Here is a 17276-nt window from a genome sequence, read left to right as displayed (position 1 = left end):
CCCCGGGAACGTTCCGGTCTCGCACCTTCGGTCAGTCGTAGTCGATTTGCCCCACCACCCCGTACACCCTCTCAGGACTCCCGTCCTGCCGACCGCGCCCCGGCAGGAACGGGCAAGGTCCCGCCGTCACGCTGCCCCTGTGCCGGCCGGGACCGCCACGGGAGCCTGCGGCGGGGGACGTCCTTCCCTGGAGCGTCCCCCGCCGCAGGTCCACCCGTGATCACGCCACGGGGACGTCGGCCGGCGGGTCGGTCGGCACGGCGAGACCCGACACGGAGGCGGCCACCAGCCCCAACCGACGGGCGGCGTCGCGGAGCAGCTCCGGCGACAGCACGAACGGCAGCCGCAACCACCGCTCGAACCCGCCGTGCACCCCGAACCGCGACCCGGGCGCCAGGCGGATTCCGTGGTTCTGCGCCACCACCGCGATCCTGGTGCTCACGGGCGCGTCGAGTTCGCACCACACGCTCAGGCCGCCGGACGGCACGTCGAACCGCCACCCGGGGCAGTGCTCGCGAATCCCGTCCAGCAGCGCGTCGCGCTGGACCGCCAGCAGGGCCCGCCGGGATCTCAGGCTGTGCGCCGGGTCTGCGATCATCTCGGCCAGGACCATCTGGTCGACCAGGGCCGAGCCCAGGTCGAGCGCCGTCCGCGACGACACGAGCCGGTGGACGATCTCGGTCGACGCGCGGATCCACCCGGTCCGCAGCCCGCCCCAGTGGGACTTGCTGGCCGAGCCGATCGTCACGACCAGTTCGTCGCCGAACGCGGCCATCGGCGGTGGCCCGTCGAGCGGGTCGCCGTCGAGGTCCAGTTCGACGCTCGTCTCGTCGATCACCAACGGGGTGCGGGCCCGCCGGGCGATGTCCGCGAGCCGCGCCCGTGCCTCGGCGGACATCCGGTGCGCGGTCGGGTTCTGGAAGTCCGGTACGAGGTAGGCCATGCGCGGCGCGGCCTGGCGCAGGGCCGCGGCCAGGCCCGTCAGGTCCCAGCCGCCGGCGGTCATCGCGACCGGCACGGGGATCGCGGACACGGCCTTGATCGCGTCCAGGGCGTTCGGGTAGGTGGGCTGCTCGACCAGGACCCGGTCGCCGGGGCCGGTGAACAGCCGCAACGTCATCGCCAGCGCGTGCTGGGCGCCGCTGGTGATCACGATCTGGTCCGGTGACGTGGGCACGCCGCGTGCCTCGTACCGCAGGGCGATCTGCCGGCGCAGCTCGGGCCAGCCGTGTTCGTAGTACCCGTGGTCGGCCAGCTGCTCGGGCAGCCGGACCCGCACGGCGTCGAACGCGGCCAGCAGGCCGGGCAGCGCGGGCGGCGCGGCGCGGGCCAGGTCGACCATGGACGTGCCGACCAGCGGGGTGTCCGGCACGCCGCCGAGGGACCCGCCGGACGGGAGGCTGATCCACGTCCCCGCGCCGCGCCGTGACGCGACCAGCCCTTCGGACCGCAGGTGGTCGAGCGCGGCGGTGATCATCGTGCGGCTGACCGGCAGCGCCTCGGCCAGCTCCCGTTCGGCGGGCAGCCGGGTGCCGGCGGGCAGGCGGCCGTCGAGCACGAGCATGCGGATCGCGGCGGCCAGGTCCGCCGAGCCCTGCCGTGCGCCCCTACGCCGCCACTCCCCGAGGAGCTGGGCCAACCGGAACCCGGATATACGTCCACCAGGTGGGACATCCATGTTCATAAGGCCAATTATTGAACATTGGCTCTGGAAAACAAGGCCAATGGCCACAGAACATGGCCACATGCTCGCAGCCCTCACCCAGGTTCCCGTCACCGTCCGCCCCGTCCGCCGACTGCCCCAACTCATCGCGGGCCTGTGGCTCTACGGCGCGTGCATGGCACTCCAGATCCGCGCGACCCTGGGCCTGGACCCGTGGGACGTGCTGCACGAGGGCCTCACCAAGCTCACCGGCCTGAGCTTCGGCACGATCACCGCCCTGGTCGGCGTCGTCGTGCTGCTGTGCTGGATCCCGTTGCGGCAGAGACCGGGCGTCGGCACGGTCGCCAACGTGCTCGTGATCGGTGTCGCGGTCGACGTCACACTCATGGTCCTGCCGACACCCGAGGGCATCGTGCTCCGCGCCGTCTTCCTGGTCACGGGCATCGTGCTCAACGGCCTGGCCGCCGCCGTCTACATCGGCGCCCGGCTCGGGCCCGGTCCGCGCGACGGGCTCACGACCGGTTTCTGCCGGCGGACCGGGATCTCGTTGCGCCTGGTCAGGACGGTGGTCGAGGTGACCGTGCTGGCGATCGGCTGGCTGCTCGGCGGCACGATCGGCCTCGGCACCGTCCTGTACGCGGTGACGATCGGCCCGCTGACCCAGGCGTTCCTGCCCCTGGTCACGTGGGTCGAGTCGACACCAGACGCCTGATCCCGCCGTAGGTCACGCCGCGTTCCGCGAGCACCTCCTCGACCAGCCCGCCACCGGCGAGCAGGGACAGCAGGAGGTGCTCGCTGCGCAACGGGCGCTGGCCCAGGTCCCGGGCCTCCCGCAACGCGCGTTCCAGCACGTCCCGCGCGCCGGCCGCGAACGGCAGGCTGCCGCGCGGCCACCGCCGACGCCTCGGCGGTCCGACGGCCAACGCGCCCTCGCCCATGGTCTGCTCGACGGACGCCACGATCCGGTCGACGTCGATTCCCAAGCCCCGCAACGCTTCCGTGTCCGCGGCGCTCAGCCCGCCTTTGCGCCGGGCCGCCGCGAACGCCGCCTCGACGTCCGCGCGGACCACCTGGAACGAGGTCAGCACCGGGTCGTCGAGCAGCGCCAGCAGCAGGTGTTCCGGCTCGATCGACGACGCCCGCGCCCGACGGGCCTCGTCGAGCGCGTCGCGCACGGCTTTGCGCGCGTCCTTGGTCAACCGCTCCCCGATCATCGTCCGCCCCCGTGCTTCTTGTGGACCGCCTGCCGGCTGACCCCCAGTTCGGCCGCGATCTCCTGCCAGGACCACCCCGACAAGCGGGCGTTGCGCACCTGGACCGCTTCGAGCTGTTCGAGCAGCCTGCGCAACGCGCTGACCGCTCGCAGCCCGACGCGCGGGTCCCGGTCTCCCGCCGCCGAGGCCAATGCCGTCGCCTCAGTCATGCCGTCAACTTTGGTTGACAGTGCGCCACTTGTCAACCTCGGTTGACGCCAAGGGGCGCGCGAACGCGTGTTTCGGGGTGCCTGAGTGCGTGTTCCGGGGTGTCCGAGCGGAGGACTCGCGAAATGTGTGCGAGGAAAGATGAGCCTCGTCACAGTGGAGGTATTTGTCCGCGAATGCACGAAAGCCCCGACTCAGAGGAATCGGGGCTTTCGGTGGATTGGTGGCCAGGGGCGGGGTCGAACCGCCGACCTACCGCTTTTCAGGCGGTCGCTCGTACCAACTGAGCTACCTGGCCAGGTAGCGGCCCGGCCGTGGAGCCGAACTGCCTTGCGACCCAGACGGGACTCGAACCCGCGACCTTCGCCGTGACAGGGCGACGCGCTAACCAACTGCGCCACTGGGCCTTGCTTCTCTTACTGTACTACGTGCCCCCAACGGGATTCGAACCCGCGCTACCGCCTTGAAAGGGCGGGGTCCTAGGCCGCTAGACGATGGGGACCCGTTCCGACCGACCAGCCCTTGTGGGCCACCATCTTCCCAGGCCCTCCACGCTGTCCGGTGGAAGCATCGTAAGCATAGGACATGACCGCCCGCACTTCCAAAACGGGGGTCGGACAACTCTTTGACCTGCGATTTCCAGACTCGACCAGGCGGGGAGGTGGTCGACGCCGGGACGCGCGCCCCCAGAGAACGCACGCCCCGGCACGGTTCGTTACCGCTGAACGGGCGGTGAGCCCCCGTCCTCACCCGGTGACAGCCCCAGCATGTCGAGCAACAACCGGCAGTCCTCGGCGCTCGTGGCGCCCCGCGCGACCGACAAGCGCGCCCGGTGGACCTGGTCGTCGGAGACCCGCGACGGCTCCGCACCGCTGCGCGGTGCGGGCACTCCTCCGGCTCCCGGCCTCGACATCGTGTCGTCCTGGTTCCACAGGAACTGACGTACTTCGATCGACCCGCTCATGACGCCTCCCCGACTTGAGGTTGGCGCGAGGCTAAGCGAGCCGCTCGAACCGCCGCAGCCCCCCGCAGAGTGATTCGGCCACAACGGAGCGTCACGGTCTGTGAAAGCCGGCCCAGTCCTCGCTGCCTAGGCTGTACCCATGACCGAGCCTGATCCACCCGTCCGATCGGGTGACGACCAAGGACCGCCCGAACCGACCATCGAAGGTCTGTCCCTGTCCGCGATCGAGGCCGACCTCGACGCGCTGATGGCCGCCAAGATGACCGAACTCGACGACATGCTCGCCGGTCTGGAGGACCTGGTGGTCCGCCTGGAGGGCGAGATCACCGAACTGGAACGACCCGACGACGACACCTCTACCCCCTAGGGGTATATTGGGCGGCACGTCGAGAGAATGGGGTGCTTCCCGATGTCCGTCACCACCACGTACACCGTCAACGGCATGACCTGCGGCCACTGCGCCGCCTCGGTCACCGAGGAGCTGACCGGGGTCGAGGGCGTCACCGCCGTCGACGTCAAGGTCGACACCGGCGCGGTGACCGTGACCAGCGAGCGCGAACTCTCCCGTGACGAGGTGCACGCCGCCGTCACGGAAGCCGGCTACGAGCTGGTCGGCTGACCATGCCCACCGCGGAGACCGGGCACGTCGAGCTGGCCATCACCGGCATGACGTGCGCCTCGTGCGCCAACCGGATCGAGCGCAAGCTCAACAAGCTCGACGGGGTGACCGCCTCGGTCAACTACGCGACGGAGAAGGCCACCGTCGACTTCCCGGTCGGACTGGACGTCGCGGACCTGGTCTCCACGGTGCGCGCGGCCGGGTACGACGCCGCCGCGCCACGACCGGACGCGACCGAGGACGTCGACGACGAGGCGGGCGGCCTGCGGCTGCGCGTCGGGATCGCGGCGTTCCTCGGCGTGCCGGTGATCGTCCTGTCGATGGCACCGGCGCTCCAGTTCCCGGCGTGGCAGTGGTTCTCGCTGGCGCTGGCGAGCGTCGTGGTCTGGGTCTGCGGCTGGCCGTTCCACCGGGCCGCCGCGGTCAACGCACGGCACGGCGCGAGCACCATGGACACGTTGGTGTCCATGGGTGTCGTGGTCGCCTACCTGTGGTCGGTCTACGCGTTGGTCTTCGGCGACGCGGGCATGATCGGGATGCGGCACGGGTTCAGCCTCGTGCCCCGGCCCACGACGAGCGGCGACATCTACCTGGAGGTCGCGGTCGGCGTCACCGTCTTCCTGCTGTTCGGCCGGTGGCTCGAAGCGCGGTCGAAGCGGCGGGCGGGCGCCGCCTTGCGCGCGCTGCTCGCGTTGGGCGCCAAGGACGTCGGGGTGTTGCGCGACGGGGTCGAGGCGCGGATTCCCGTGGAGCGCCTCAAGGTCGGCGACCGGTTCGTGGTGCGGCCCGGCGAGCGGATCGCCACGGACGGCGTCGTCGACGACGGCGTGTCGGCCGTCGACCGGTCCATGGTCACGGGCGAGTCCGTGCCCGAGGAGGTCGGCGTCGGCGACCGGGTGGTCGGCGGCACCGTCAACGCCGGCGGCCGGCTGGTCGTGCGGGCGGCGAAGGTCGGCGCGGACACCCAGCTCTCCCGGATGGCCGCGCTGGTCGAGCAGGCCCAGTCCGGCAAGGCGCAGGTGCAGCGCCTGGCCGACCGGATCTCCGGGGTGTTCGTCCCGGTCGTGCTGGTGATCGCGCTCGGCACGTTCGCCGCGTGGCTGCTGGCGGGCCGGCCGGTCGAGTTCGCGGTCACCGCGGCGGTGGCCGTGCTGGTGATCGCGTGCCCCTGCGCGTTGGGGCTGGCCACGCCGACCGCGCTGCTGGTGGGCACGGGTCGTGGCGCCCAGCTCGGCATCCTGGTCAAGGGACCCGAGGTGCTGGAGTCGACACGGCGCGTGGACACCGTGGTGCTGGACAAGACCGGCACGGTGACCGAGGGCAAGCTGGACCTGGTCGACGTGGTGCCCGCCGAGGGCGTGTCGCGCGAGGAACTGCTGCGGGTCGCGGGGTCGGTCGAGGACGGGTCGGAACACCCGATCGCGTCGGCGATCGTCCGGGGTGCCGGTGTCGAGGTCGGCACGCTGCCCACGATCGGGGAATTCCGCAACGTCCAGGGCGTCGGCGTGACCGGGGTGCTCGACGGCCGGCGGGTGTTCGCGGGCCGGACCGGGTCCGCGGCGCTGACGCCGGAGCTCAAGGAACGCGCCGACGAGTTGCGCGCGCTGGGCCGGACCGTGATCGCGGTGTCGGTCGACGACGCGCCGTTCGGCCTGCTGTCGGTGTCCGACCGGGTCAAGCCGACCAGTGCCGAGGCGATCCGGGGGCTGCGCGCGCTCGGCCTGCGGCCCGTGCTGCTCACCGGCGACAACGAGGTCGTGGCCCGCGCGGTGGCCGCCGAGGTCGGGATCGACGAGGTGATCGCGGAGGTCATGCCGGCCGACAAGGTGGCCGTCGTGGAACGCCTGCGCGCCCGGGGCCGGGTCGTGGCCATGGTCGGCGACGGCGTGAACGACGCGCCCGCGCTGGCCGCCGCGGATCTCGGCCTGGCCATGGGAACGGGCACCGACGTGGCGATCGAGGCGGGCGACCTGACGCTCGTGCGGGGGGATCTACGGGTCGCCGTGGACGCGATCCGGCTCTCCCGGCGGACGCTGGGCACCATCAAGGGAAATCTTTTCTGGGCGTTCGCCTACAACGTCGCCGGTTTGCCGTTGGCCGCGCTCGGTTTGTTGAATCCGATGCTCGCGGGGGCCGCGATGGCGTTCTCGTCGGTCTTCGTGGTGACCAACAGCTTGCGGCTGCGCGGGTTCCGGGCGACGGCTGGCTGAAGTTTTTCCCGGCGAACCACTCGCCGGCTCCGGGTACGCGTGCGACAATCCGAATTGCTGACACACCCCCGGTCAGCACCTGTGGAGATCCCCTCCGGCCCCCGCGTTCCTCCCCCTGGCGCGGGGGCCTCTCCCTGTGGCGCAAGTCACAGTTGCGGCGGCTCCGCAATCCAACCGTTATCGTGTCGCCGTGCCTCTTGGATCGCTTGGACGCTCGAAGTCGGGGCGGCACCGCCCGCCCTCGCAGGAAGAGCCCGGTACGGACGACGAGTTGACGTCGTACCTCGCCGCGCTGGCGCCGGAGACGGCCGCGGACGCGGAGACCACCGCCGGGAGCTTCGGCAACGCTCAGGTGTACCAGCTGCGGCTGCAGTTGATGGCCAACGAGCAGTTGAAGGAACTGGCCGCCGAGCGGCAGACCTCGCCCCAGGCGCTGGCCACGGAATGGGTCATGCAGCGACTGGAGTGGGAAGCCCGGCAGCGCGGTATGTGATCGATTTCCCGAGAACGTCGACGGCCCCCGATCCGCTGCGGATCGGGGGCCGTGCCACGTTCGTCGGACGCGTCAGTGGATGACGCGCACGCCCTGGGCCTGAGGTCCCTTGGTGCCCTGACCGATCTCGAACTCCACCCGCTGGTTCTCCTCCAGCGACCGGTAGCCCGCGCCGTCGATCTCCGAGTAGTGCACGAAGACGTCGGGACCGCCGTTCTCCTGGGCGATGAAGCCGTAGCCCTTCTCGGCGTTGAACCACTTGACCGTGCCGATTGCCATCTACCTGCCTCCAACGCAGGAAAGCGTCGGGCTGCACCATGCAGCCCCGGGCCGTCCCGGGGCGTTTCCCCGCTTCGAAAAGCGGGAACGGAGCGCCCGCGTGCGTTCCGCGAGCGTGAGACACGAACACAGAAACCACGGCCTGCGTCGGCGACTGTATCGCCGAAGGCCCGCCCGGCACTACCACTGAAGAGCCACTGCTTGTTCAGTTCGAAGCAAGCGGGGGGAAAGCCGCTGGATCGCCAAACGATCGGGCGTCATCGAGGCGGTTTGCCGATCATGCTCCGGTCTGAGAGCAGTGCTCGACTCGGCGTCGCGGCCTTGCCCAGGCGTGCGACAGCCCGGTTCACATGCCCGCCGGGGTACCGCCACCGCACATGTGCGGGCACGGCGAGAGCCAAGGCGCGCAACGACCGCAGGGCCACGGTCGCCGTCGCCGCCGAGTACGGACGCCGCCCGTGGAGCGCGACCGCCCACGACGGCAGGAGCGCGTACGCGAGCCGTCCGACCAGTGGCTCGTAGGCACCGAGCCCGAAGCGCACCGCGCCGGTCAACGGCGGCCGGCGCAGAAAGCGGTACACCACCTCGGAATCGGCGCCACACCGCAACGAAGGCCTGATCGCGGCGAAGTACGCGGCCATTTCCCGCGCGCTCCCGGGAACGTCCTCGGCGTGCAGGCCGACGAGCGCGGCGATCCGGCGCTGTTCCGCGTAATAGCGGTCCACCTGCGCGTCGGCGAGCCGGAAACCGGCCCGGCGCACGACCGTGACGAACGAGTACACCTCGGCGCAGTGCACCCACAGCAGCAGTTCCGGTTCGTCGACGCGGAACGTGCGGCCGTGCTCGTCCCGTGCCCGCAACGACCGGTGCACGGCCCGGACGCGGGCACCGGCGGCCTCGGCCTCGGCGGTCGTGCCATAGCTCGTCACGCCCACGAAATCCGCGGTGCGCAGCAATCGGCCGACCGGGTCCTCGCGGAAGGTCGAGTTCCCCACCACGGCCCGTGCGGCGTACGGGTGCAGCGACTGGAGGTACAGGCTCGTGACGCCCGCGATCCACATCGCCGGATCGGCGTGCAGTTGCCACGTGACGGAGCCAGGCCCGAGCAGTCCGGCGTCCGGTCGCATGAATCGCATCGTGACACAGACCTCACGGCGGGTGCAGCCGCCAGGATGGACGCATGGGCCTGGTGGTAACACCTTTAGCGGGCAGAACGATTCCACGTGACACCGTGGAGGGTTCGGGAATCGGGTTGCAGCGATGAGAAACGGCAGGCGCACCACGTTCGCCGGGGCACTGGCCGTGCTCGCGGCCGGCGCGCTCGCGGCGATGCTCGTCTCGACCGACGGACAGCGGCCGGTCGACGCACGCCGGGTCTCGCCGAGTCAGACGGCGCAGACGGAGCTGAGCGCCACCTACACGACGAACGTCGAGGCGACACGTCCGGCGCCGCCACCACCACCGCCGCCGGTCAACGCCCAGGTGGACCGGACCGTCCCGGTGCGGCCCGCGGAACGCCCGCGGCCCGAGCCGAGCACGACGCCCACCGAGCCGTCGCCGCACCCGACGTGCCGCCCGTTGCCGTTCTGCCCTTCCTGGCCCGAGCCGGACGACGAGGAAGACGACGTCGAGGACGAGCAGGACTGGCCGGACTGGCCCGAGTGGCCGGACTACCCCGATTACCCCGGTCTGGTCCCGGATCCGAACTGGTATCCGGGGTCGGTGCCGGGAACCACCTCCGGATCGACGCCGGATTCCGACGTCGGCTCGTACTCCGCTTCGGGCGCGTATTCCGGCCCGACCCCCTACTACGGCTTGACGATCTATTCCGTACCGGGCACGTACCCGGTACCCGGCGCGTATTCCGTGCCCGGCGCGTACCCGGTACCCGGCACGTATTCGGTGCCCGGCACGGGTTCCCGCCCGCGCGCGGACCGGCACCCGGATCCGACCCGTCGCCCCACGCAGGCGTGGGACCCCGGGCAGGCCCGACACCCGGCCGCCGGTGAGGTCGCGGGCCGGCCCGGACAGCGCCCGGATCGGACGTCGGGTCACGCGGACCGGCACCCGGTCGCCGGTCAGGACCGCCCGCACCGCCCCCAGTGCCGCCCGGCCGACCGGGGGACCAGGGGCGTCCCGATCCCCGGCCGCCGGTTCACCTGCTGACGCCGCGGTCCGCCAGGCGGTCGAGCGCGCCGCCGATCCGGTCCGCGAGCAGGCCGACCGCGCCGACGGCCCGGCTCATCGGGTCGTCCTCCGCGCCGCCGAGCGCCCGTTCCCGCAGGTAGGCGACCTTCACCTCGGCCCACCGGAGTTCCTGGTCGGCGGTGAGCGTGCCGCGCAGCTCGGCGAACTTGAGCAGGTTGGCCTCGGCACCGGACGTCAGCGTCTGCGCCTCGCCCCGGTAGTGGTCGTCCACGACACCCGCCAGCTCGGCGTCGTTCATCACCGGCACGACCTTCTCCGCGAGCCGGTTCATGTTGCGGTACGAGCCCTGGAGCCGGAACGGCGGTTCGGTGCGCGACGCGTCCGCCCGCGCGGCCGACGCGATGTACTCGCGGTTGTTGGCCAGCACGACGTCCCGCACGGCGAGCAGCTTGCGCAGCACGGCCAGCACCTGCTCCAGCTCGACCGACTGGTACGGGTGGGAGAGCCGGTCCGCGCGCACCGGTTCGCCCTGCGCCATCCGCACCAGCAGCTCGACGTCACCACGGTCCCTTGTGGACAGTGGCGCCAAGACCGGGTTCGACGTGAGCGCGTTCTCCACGTAGCTCAGCCCGAACAGCTCGTCGCGACCGGACAGCACGTCGCCCAGGTTCCACACGTCCGCGCGGTTGGCGAGCATGTCGGGAATCCGGAACACCGAGCCGGACTCGGTGTACGGGTTGCCCGACATCACCACGGCGAACCGCTTGCCGCGCAGGTCGTACGTGCGCGTGCCGCCGTCCCACACGCCTTCCATCCGCCGCTGCGCGTCGCACAGCGAGATGAACTTCTGCAACAGCTCGGGCGACGTGTGCTGGATGTCGTCCAGGTACAGCAGGACGTTGTTGCCCGACTCCAGGGCGAAGGAGATCTTCTCGACCTCCTGGCGCGCGGTGGCGTTCGGCGCCTCCGCCGGGTCGACCGACGTCACGCCGTGGCCCAGCGCCGGACCGTCGACCTTGACGAACACCAGGCCGAGCCGGTTGGCCACGTACTCCATGAGCGTGGTCTTGCCGTAGCCGGGCGGCGAGATGAGCAGCAGCAGGCCCATCTGGTCGGTGCGCCGGCCCTCGCCCGCGGCACCGAGCTGCTTGGCCAGGTTGTCGCCGACCAGCGGCAGGTAGACCTCGTCGAGCAGCCGGTTGCGGACGAACGCGCTCATCACCTTCGGCCGGTACTCGTCGAGCCGCAGCCGGTGTCGTTCGCGGGCCACGAGGTCGTTGCGCAGCCGTTGGTAGGCGCGGTACCCGGGCACGCGGTGGTCCCGGAACGCACGGGTCCGGGCGAGCAGCTCGTCGAACCGGAACGCCAGCCGGGTGTCGACCACGCGCGGGTGCGTGCCGAGCAGGCCGTCCACAGTGGACTCCAACGACAGGTCGGAGTGCCGCCGGGGCAGGTCCGGGTGCAGTTCGAGCACCACGGCCTCGGGCAGGTCGGGCTCGTCGCGGTCGCCGAGGAACGCCTCGTACCAGCCCTGCACCAGCTCACGCCGGACGGTCGCGTCGACCGCGGCGAGGTCCGCGTCGAACTCGACGCGCGACCCCAGCGCCCGGTGGAACTCCGCGACCAGTGCCCGCGCACCCGCGCTCGTGACGAACCCGAACGGCGTCGAGCACAGCTCCTCGACCAGGTACTCGCCCGCGAGCGGGTCGCCGGCCAGGTCGCCGAGTTCGGCGCACAGGTCCGCGAACGCCCGTGACGGGCCGAACCTCGCCCGTGCCCGGCCGAGCGAGATCGCGCGTCGCGTCCACAGCCCCCGCGTGTCCTCGTCGGCTCCGGCCCACAGGAGCTGGGCCGCCGCGCGGGACGACGCCGGGTGGCGCAGCAGCCCGGCGGCCTCGTACAGCCGCAGCAGTTCGGCGAGGATCCTCGTGGTGTCGTGGTCGTGCACGCCGCGCTCGTAGCCCTCGTCCAGCCGCAGGTCGGCTTCGCGGCGGACGAGGTCGAGCAGCTTGTCGCCGGCCGCCTGCAGCGCGTCGAGCGGGTGCGTGGCCAGGATCGCGGCGGCCAGGTGCTCGCACCGGTAGACCTCGTCGGTCTCGGACACGATCGTCTGGGCCCAGAACGGGCGCGTCGCGGCGAACCCCGGATCGCGCACGGGCGCGCGGAAGTCCGTGCCGGTGATCGCGAACGCCATGCCGCCGTCGGCGGGCACGAGCGTCAGGTCCAGCGGCTGCGTGTTGACCGCGAACCGGTGCCGGCCCAGCCGGATCGTCTCGCCGTCGAAGAGGTCGAGCCGGTCGCGCAGCGCCCGCCCGGCCTCCTGGCGCGCGGCCAGGACCCGTCCGTCGAGTTCCTCGGCCCGCACCTGGTCACCGAGCCCGCGCAGCTCGCCGGCGACCGACCGGACCTTGAGCACCATCGGGTCGGTCGCGAAGTACGCGTTGACCTCGTCGAGCGAACCCAGGGACGCGACCCGCCGGGCCACGCTCGCCAGGATGCGGTCGGCCGAGTCGACCAGCCGGTCCGCCCGGCGCGCGCGGTCGTCGAGCAGTGCCTGCTTGCGGGACGCGAACGCCTCGTACACGTCGGTGCGCTTGGCGTCGAGCTGCCCGAGGAAGTCGTCGAACTCGCCGAACCGGGATTCGAGGTTCTCGAGCTGGAGCAGCAGGCGGCCGAGCTGCTCGTCGCAGCGCTGCGGCGAGTCGGCGACGGCGAGCGCGCCCGTGACGGCCTGGCCCAGCAGCGCGAACTCGGCGGCGAACTCGGCCCGGCCCTCGGTGGCCAGCAGCGCGCGCCGCCGGACGTCGGCCGTGGCCCGGACGCGGTTGAGGCCGCCGAGCACCTCTCCGATGCGCTCCAGGATGGTCGTGCGCACGGTGGCGTCGGCGATGTCGAGCGTGCCGACGACCTCGGTCAGGATCTCCAGACCCCGCTGGTGCGCCGAGAGTTCGTCGTACACCGGCTTGGCCTCGGCGACCGTGCGGATCTCGCCGGTACGACCGGCCAACGCGTCGACGTGCGCGTAGTAGCCCGCGAACGCGTCCTCGTGGCGAAGGTGCTCGACGGCCCGGTGCGCGGTCGAGTCGATCTCCGCCTCGACGGCGCCGGCCAGCTCGTCGAGTCGGCCGAGGTCCACGTAGCGCAGCTCGCGCAACGTGACCAGATGTCCCTGCGTGGCGCGGAGTTCGGTGAGTCGGCGGACCCACTCGTCCGCGTCCGACGGCACCTCGGCGCGCGTGCGGCGGATGAACGCGGCGATCTTGTCGGCCGTCTCGGCGACGGCGTCCGCGGCCTGCGCGGTGAGCGCCCGCACGGCCTCGAACTCGTCGAGCACCTGCGTGGCCGTCGCCCGGACCTCGACCAACGGGGTGCGCAGGTCGCCGAGATCGGGGTCGGACAGCCAGTGGTAGGTGTCGTCGACCCGGGTGCAGGTCGCGATCAGGTCCTCGAACACGGGCACGGACGGCGCCATCTCGCCGACCATGCGGTGCACGGTCAGGCAGTCCGAGATGCCGCGCACGAGATCGGCGTTGCCCACGCGTTCCAACGGGCCGGTGCCGGTCGGCTGCGCGGCGGCGTACGTGTCCGACTCGTACGGCGTGTGCCAGACCTGCACCGGGTGCACGCGGGTGGGTTCCGAGGACGCGCGGAACACCACGAGCGTGCCGTCGTCATACAGCGCGTACCCGCCGCACGGCAACGGGTTCGCGATCTCCTTGCGGATGACGTTGTAGGGCAGCAGGAGCATGCGCCGGTCGTCGCGGTCGTGGAAGACGTAGAGCACGTCCTCGCCGTTGGCAGACCGGATCTCCCGGTCGAACTCCAGCTCGGCGACGTCGGTGTCGAATGTCTTGCTCGCGCCCGTGGCCAGGTAGTAGCCGCCCGGGAACACCAGGCCCTGGTCCTCGGGCAGGCGTCGGCACGCGAGACCGATGCCGTCGAGCCGCACGACGCTCTTGGTGCGCGTGTTGAACACCAGGTGCCGCCACGCGGATTCGTTGTAGGGCCTGATCCGCAGCACGATGAGCGTGCCCACGCGGGCGTAGTGCACGTCCGCGTCGGCCAGCGACTGCAACGGGTCGTCGACCGGTTCGCGGTAGACGCCCTCGCCGGACTCGGTGTTGTCCTCGACCTTGACCGTCAGGTCGCCGCCCACGGTCTCGACGAAGACCTCGTCCTCGATCGAGATGTGCGGGTGGCGGCCCAGGACGTGCTGCTCGCGGGTGGTCGGCGTCCAGTCGAAGTCGTGCGACCGCGGGAACACGTGGTCGCGCCCGCCCTGGTTGTCCACGTAGGACACGGTGCCGTCGGGGTCCACCTGCCAGCGCAGCACGCGCACGTCGCCGTTGACGCCGCCGGTGCGGAAGACCGCCAGCAGGCGGCCCTCCACGCGGCGCAGGCGGATCAGCCGCGCGTCCCGGAAGTACCGGTGCAGCTCGGCGAAGTCGCGCCGGAACCGGTCGTCGTCGAGCAGGCCGGGCACCCCGTCGGACGCGACGTCCTCGAAGCGCACCGCGTCGTCCGCGCGGACCAGGCGGTGCAGCGTGAACACGTCCGCGACCGCGACCTCGGCCTTGAGACCGAGCAGCACCTGGTGGCCGACGAGGACGAGCCCGCCCACGTGCACCGCGTCGGCCGGCACGCAGTTGTTGGCGGTGCGGAGCCGGTCGGTGCCCAGCAGCGCCAGCTCGGCGCTGCCGAACACCTCCAGCCGTCGGGTGTTGAGTTCGCCGGCGCGGGCGGCGAGCCCGGCGGCCTGGTCGGCCAGCCGGGCCTTCAGCACCTCGTAGGTGCCCGCGTCCAACTCCGTCGTCACGAGAGGGCGGCGATCGGCCGCTCGGCCACGCCGAGGCGCTGGGCCATGGCCAGCAGCTCGCGCAGCCGACCCTCGTCCGGACCGCCCGCGTTGATCAGCTTGAGCAGCGCGGCCGACACGGTGAGGTTCTTGAGGTCCTCGGTGCCGAACGAGCCGAGGATGCGCGTGATGTCCTGGGTGAAGTCGCCCGAGCCGTTGAGCCACGGCTTGACCAGCTTCTGCGCGACGTCCGAGTGCTCCAGGAACCCGTCGACGCTCTTGCCGAGCGTGACCGCGCCGACGATCCGGTCGAAGAACATGGCGTCGCCGCCGACGATGTCGATGTCGGCCTTCTCCAGACCGGCCGCCAGCACCAGGGCCTGCGACTCCGCGACCTGCCGCTGCGCGTCGATGCCCTTGAGCCGGATCTCCTTCTCGGTCTCCAGCCGCAGGCGGTACTCCTCGTGCTCGCGGGTGGCCTCGTCGAGCGCGGCCATCGCGGTGGCCTTGTCGGCCAGACCCTCGGCCTCGCCCTTGAGCTTCTCGCGGATGGCCTCCGCGGCGACGAGCGCCTTCTCGCGTTCGACGACGGCCTCGGCGCGGCCGAGCTTCTCGACGGCCTCGGCGTTGCGCTCGCGGACCTGGACGTCGGCCAGCCCGCTCGCGGCGGCCGTGGCCTGCCTGCCCTCGGCGAGCCGGATGGCGGCGGCGGCGTCGAGTTCGGCGGCCTGGCGGCGGGCGTCGGCGAGCAGCAGTTCCTCGCGGGCCTTGAACTTCGCGGCCTCCTCGGCCGCCTCGGCCGCCTTGATGTCCTTGACCAGCGACTCCTGCGCCTCGGCCTCGGCGCCGATGACGATCGTCTGGCGCAGCCGCTCGGCCTCTTCGACCGCGCGCAGCCGCTTGATGTTCTCCTCCTGCTCGGCCACGGTCTTCTCGACCGCGATCCGCTCGCGGACCACCTCGGCGATGACCCGCTTCTCGCCCTCGACCTCCTTGTCCTTGGAGATCCGGGACAGCTCGGTCTCGCGCTCGCGGCCGATGACCTCGAGCTGGCGGTCCTTCTCGATGCGCTCGGTCTCGATGGCGATGACGCGTTCGCGGTTCTTCTCGGCGACGGCGATCTCGCGGGACTTGTTCTCCTCCTGGATGCCGATCGCCTCCTCGCCGCGCAGGCGGGCGGTCTCGTACTTGAGCCGTTCCTGGGCGCGGACCGTCTCGATCTCGGCTTCCTCGCGGGCGCGCAGCACCTCGACCTCGCGGCGCTGCTTGATCTCCGCGTCGGCCTGGCGGCGTTCGAGTTCCAGGATGGCCTCGCGCGCCTCGACGTTCTGGCGCGTGATCTCCTTCTCCTCGCCGCGCTGGTAGTCGTTCGTGCGGACGTGCTCGATCGCGGTCAGCTCGGTGATCTTGCGGATGCCCTGGGCGTCCAGGATGTTCGTCGGGTTGAGCTGCGCCATCGGCGTCTGCTCCAGGTAGTCGATGGCCGCGTCCTCCAGCGAGTAGCCGTTGAGGTCGGTGCCGATGACCTGGACGATCCGGTCGCGGAACTCGTTGCGCTTGGTGTAGAGGTCGACGAAGTCGAGCTGCTTGCCGACGGTCTTGAGTGCCTCGGAGAACTTGGCGTTGAACAGCTCCTGGAGCGTGGCCACGTCGGAGGCGCGCTGCGTGCCGATCGCCTGGGCGACCTTGATGACGTCCTCGACGGTCTTGTTGACGCGCACGAAGAACGTGATGCGGATGTCCGCGCGGATGTTGTCGCGGCAGATCAGGCCCTCGGTGCCGGCCCGGCGGATCTCGATGGTCTTGACGGAGATGTCCATGATCTCGGCGCGGTGCAGCACCGGTAGCACCATGGCGCCGGTGAACGTCACGTCGACGCGGCGGACCTTGGAGATGATCAACGCCTTGCCCTGCTCGATCTTGCGGAACAGGCGGCCGAACAGGATCAGGAAGATGATCAGGATGAACAGGACGACGGCGATGAGGATGCCGAGTCCGGTCGAGATGACGCCCATCAGTGTTGTCCCCCCAAGGTCGTGTCCAGCGGCGTTACCCAGAAGAACTCGCCGGTCGCGTCGTAATCGAAGATCACGGCCGTGCTGCCGGCGGTGAGGTGGTCGGTGCCCGGCTGGCGGACCTGCACCAGGGCCGAGGACCCGTCGTCGGCCGTGACCTCGGCCTGGCCGAACGTCTGCGTGACGGAACTCGTGCGGATCACGCAGGTGCGGCCGACGAACGCCGACCGCGAGTCGGACTTGTCGTCGGGCAGCAGTCGGCGCAGCGGCACCGACACGATCCGCGTGAGGATCAGGCCCACGAGCACCGCGACGATCAGCAAGAGGAAGCCGATCACGAGGTACAGGGCGGTGGACAGTTCCCATCCGTCGAGCAACACGGCGCCCCCGAGGCAGAAGAACCAGGAGAAGGCGGTCAACAGGGAAAGCGAAAGCGCGGCCGGCGTGCCCGCCAACCCGAATCCGAGTTCGACGTCCACGACGTCGAGATCGAGGGCGCCGAACGCGACCACGACCCAGTAGCCCACGACGACGACCAGCGGAATGCTCAACACGGCTGTCGGAAAACCCAGTGCGACCGAGAAGAACTCCCCCATGCACCCCCCTGTGCGTCCCTACCCGGGAAATCGGCGCAACCGCTGAAAATGTTGCAATCGGCGGTTGGACGAC

General features: G+C 71.2%; 15 protein-coding genes and 3 tRNA genes. 6 read left to right on the top strand and 12 right to left on the bottom strand.

Going from position 1 to position 17276, the window contains the following annotated elements; genetic code table 11:
• Positions 1-220: 220 nt before the first annotated feature.
• Entirely contained in the window at positions 221-1684 is a 1464-nt protein-coding gene (gene yczR / locus F4559_RS00315) for a MocR-like transcription factor YczR (RefSeq protein WP_184665591.1), read from the bottom strand.
• A 61-nt stretch (positions 1685-1745) separates the two neighbouring features.
• Here yczR and yczE point away from each other — a divergent pair, with 61 nt between their 5' ends.
• Complete coding sequence (yczE, locus tag F4559_RS00310) at positions 1746-2375, top strand: membrane protein YczE (protein ID WP_184665590.1); 630 nt, start codon at positions 1746-1748, stop codon at positions 2373-2375.
• Here yczE and F4559_RS00305 read toward each other — a convergent pair.
• The 6 genes from F4559_RS00305 to F4559_RS34675 form a co-directional block, all read right to left on the bottom strand.
• The gene (locus tag F4559_RS00305) at positions 2344-2877 is read right to left on the bottom strand and encodes a Clp protease N-terminal domain-containing protein (protein WP_184665589.1); all 534 of its coding nucleotides are present in this window, start codon (positions 2875-2877) and stop codon (positions 2344-2346) included. The genes yczE and F4559_RS00305 overlap by 32 nt on opposite strands.
• The gene (locus tag F4559_RS00300; protein ID WP_184665588.1) at positions 2874-3086 is read right to left on the bottom strand and encodes a helix-turn-helix domain-containing protein; all 213 of its coding nucleotides are present in this window, start codon (positions 3084-3086) and stop codon (positions 2874-2876) included. Before F4559_RS00300 ends, F4559_RS00305 begins: the two co-directional genes overlap by 4 nt.
• A 219-nt stretch (positions 3087-3305) precedes the next feature.
• Positions 3306-3382, bottom strand: a tRNA-Phe gene (locus F4559_RS00295).
• A gap of 35 nt (positions 3383-3417) precedes the next feature.
• Positions 3418-3491, bottom strand: a tRNA-Asp gene (locus tag F4559_RS00290).
• A gap of 22 nt (positions 3492-3513) precedes the next feature.
• Positions 3514-3586 (bottom strand) — tRNA-Glu (locus tag F4559_RS00285).
• Positions 3587-3799: 213 nt separating this feature from the next.
• Entirely contained in the window at positions 3800-4048 is a 249-nt protein-coding gene (locus F4559_RS34675; RefSeq protein ID WP_246445023.1) for a hypothetical protein, read from the bottom strand.
• Between the two features lie 139 nt (positions 4049-4187).
• On the opposite strand from F4559_RS34675, the gene F4559_RS00275 reads away from it, so the two are divergent.
• The 4 genes from F4559_RS00275 (at position 4188) to F4559_RS00260 (ending at position 7370) form a co-directional block, all read left to right on the top strand.
• Positions 4188-4415 (top strand): hypothetical protein, encoded by a 228-nt coding sequence (locus F4559_RS00275; protein ID WP_184665586.1) that lies wholly within the window; start codon positions 4188-4190, stop codon positions 4413-4415.
• Between the two features lie 42 nt (positions 4416-4457).
• A complete protein-coding gene (locus F4559_RS00270; RefSeq protein WP_184665585.1) occupies positions 4458-4667 on the top strand; it encodes a heavy-metal-associated domain-containing protein in 210 nt (69 codons plus the stop codon).
• A 2-nt stretch (positions 4668-4669) separates the two neighbouring features.
• Entirely contained in the window at positions 4670-6877 is a 2208-nt protein-coding gene (locus F4559_RS00265; protein ID WP_184665584.1) for a heavy metal translocating P-type ATPase, read from the top strand.
• A 271-nt stretch (positions 6878-7148) separates the two neighbouring features.
• On the top strand, positions 7149-7370 hold the full coding sequence (locus F4559_RS00260; RefSeq protein WP_246445020.1) for a hypothetical protein: 222 nt from the start codon (positions 7149-7151) through the stop codon (positions 7368-7370).
• Positions 7371-7442: 72 nt separating this feature from the next.
• Here F4559_RS00260 and F4559_RS00255 read toward each other — a convergent pair whose 3' ends face one another.
• Both F4559_RS00255 and F4559_RS00250 read right to left on the bottom strand, forming a co-directional pair.
• Entirely contained in the window at positions 7443-7649 is a 207-nt protein-coding gene (locus tag F4559_RS00255) for a cold-shock protein (RefSeq protein ID WP_184665582.1), read from the bottom strand.
• A gap of 257 nt (positions 7650-7906) precedes the next feature.
• Positions 7907-8776, bottom strand: coding sequence for an oxygenase MpaB family protein (locus tag F4559_RS00250; RefSeq protein WP_184665581.1), 870 nt, complete (start codon positions 8774-8776; stop codon positions 7907-7909).
• Positions 8777-8909: 133 nt separating this feature from the next.
• Between F4559_RS00250 and F4559_RS00245 the strand changes: the two genes are divergently transcribed.
• Positions 8910-9815, top strand: a complete 906-nt coding sequence (locus F4559_RS00245) for a hypothetical protein (RefSeq protein ID WP_184665580.1) — start codon at positions 8910-8912, stop codon at positions 9813-9815.
• Here F4559_RS00245 and F4559_RS00240 read toward each other — a convergent pair.
• The 3 genes from F4559_RS00240 to F4559_RS00230 are packed head-to-tail and all read right to left on the bottom strand — an operon-like array spanning position 9805 to position 17203.
• On the bottom strand, positions 9805-14613 hold the full coding sequence (locus F4559_RS00240) for a DNA repair ATPase (RefSeq protein ID WP_184665579.1): 4809 nt from the start codon (positions 14611-14613) through the stop codon (positions 9805-9807). The two genes, F4559_RS00245 and F4559_RS00240, sit on opposite strands and share 11 nt — an antisense overlap.
• Complete coding sequence (locus tag F4559_RS00235; RefSeq protein ID WP_184665578.1) at positions 14610-16607, bottom strand: flotillin family protein; 1998 nt, start codon at positions 16605-16607, stop codon at positions 14610-14612. The genes F4559_RS00240 and F4559_RS00235 overlap by 4 nt, the downstream gene beginning before the upstream one ends.
• The gene (locus tag F4559_RS00230; protein WP_184665577.1) at positions 16607-17203 is read right to left on the bottom strand and encodes an OB-fold-containig protein; all 597 of its coding nucleotides are present in this window, start codon (positions 17201-17203) and stop codon (positions 16607-16609) included. The genes F4559_RS00235 and F4559_RS00230 overlap by 1 nt, the downstream gene beginning before the upstream one ends.
• Positions 17204-17276: the final 73 nt, after the last annotated feature.

Origin of the sequence: Saccharothrix violaceirubra (genome assembly GCF_014203755.1) — a bacterium.
GTDB classification, from domain to species: Bacteria; Actinomycetota; Actinomycetes; order Mycobacteriales; family Pseudonocardiaceae; genus Actinosynnema; species Actinosynnema violaceirubrum.
The sequence above is the reverse complement of the archived record's forward strand: the minus strand, read 5'-3'. Positions and strand labels throughout refer to the sequence as shown.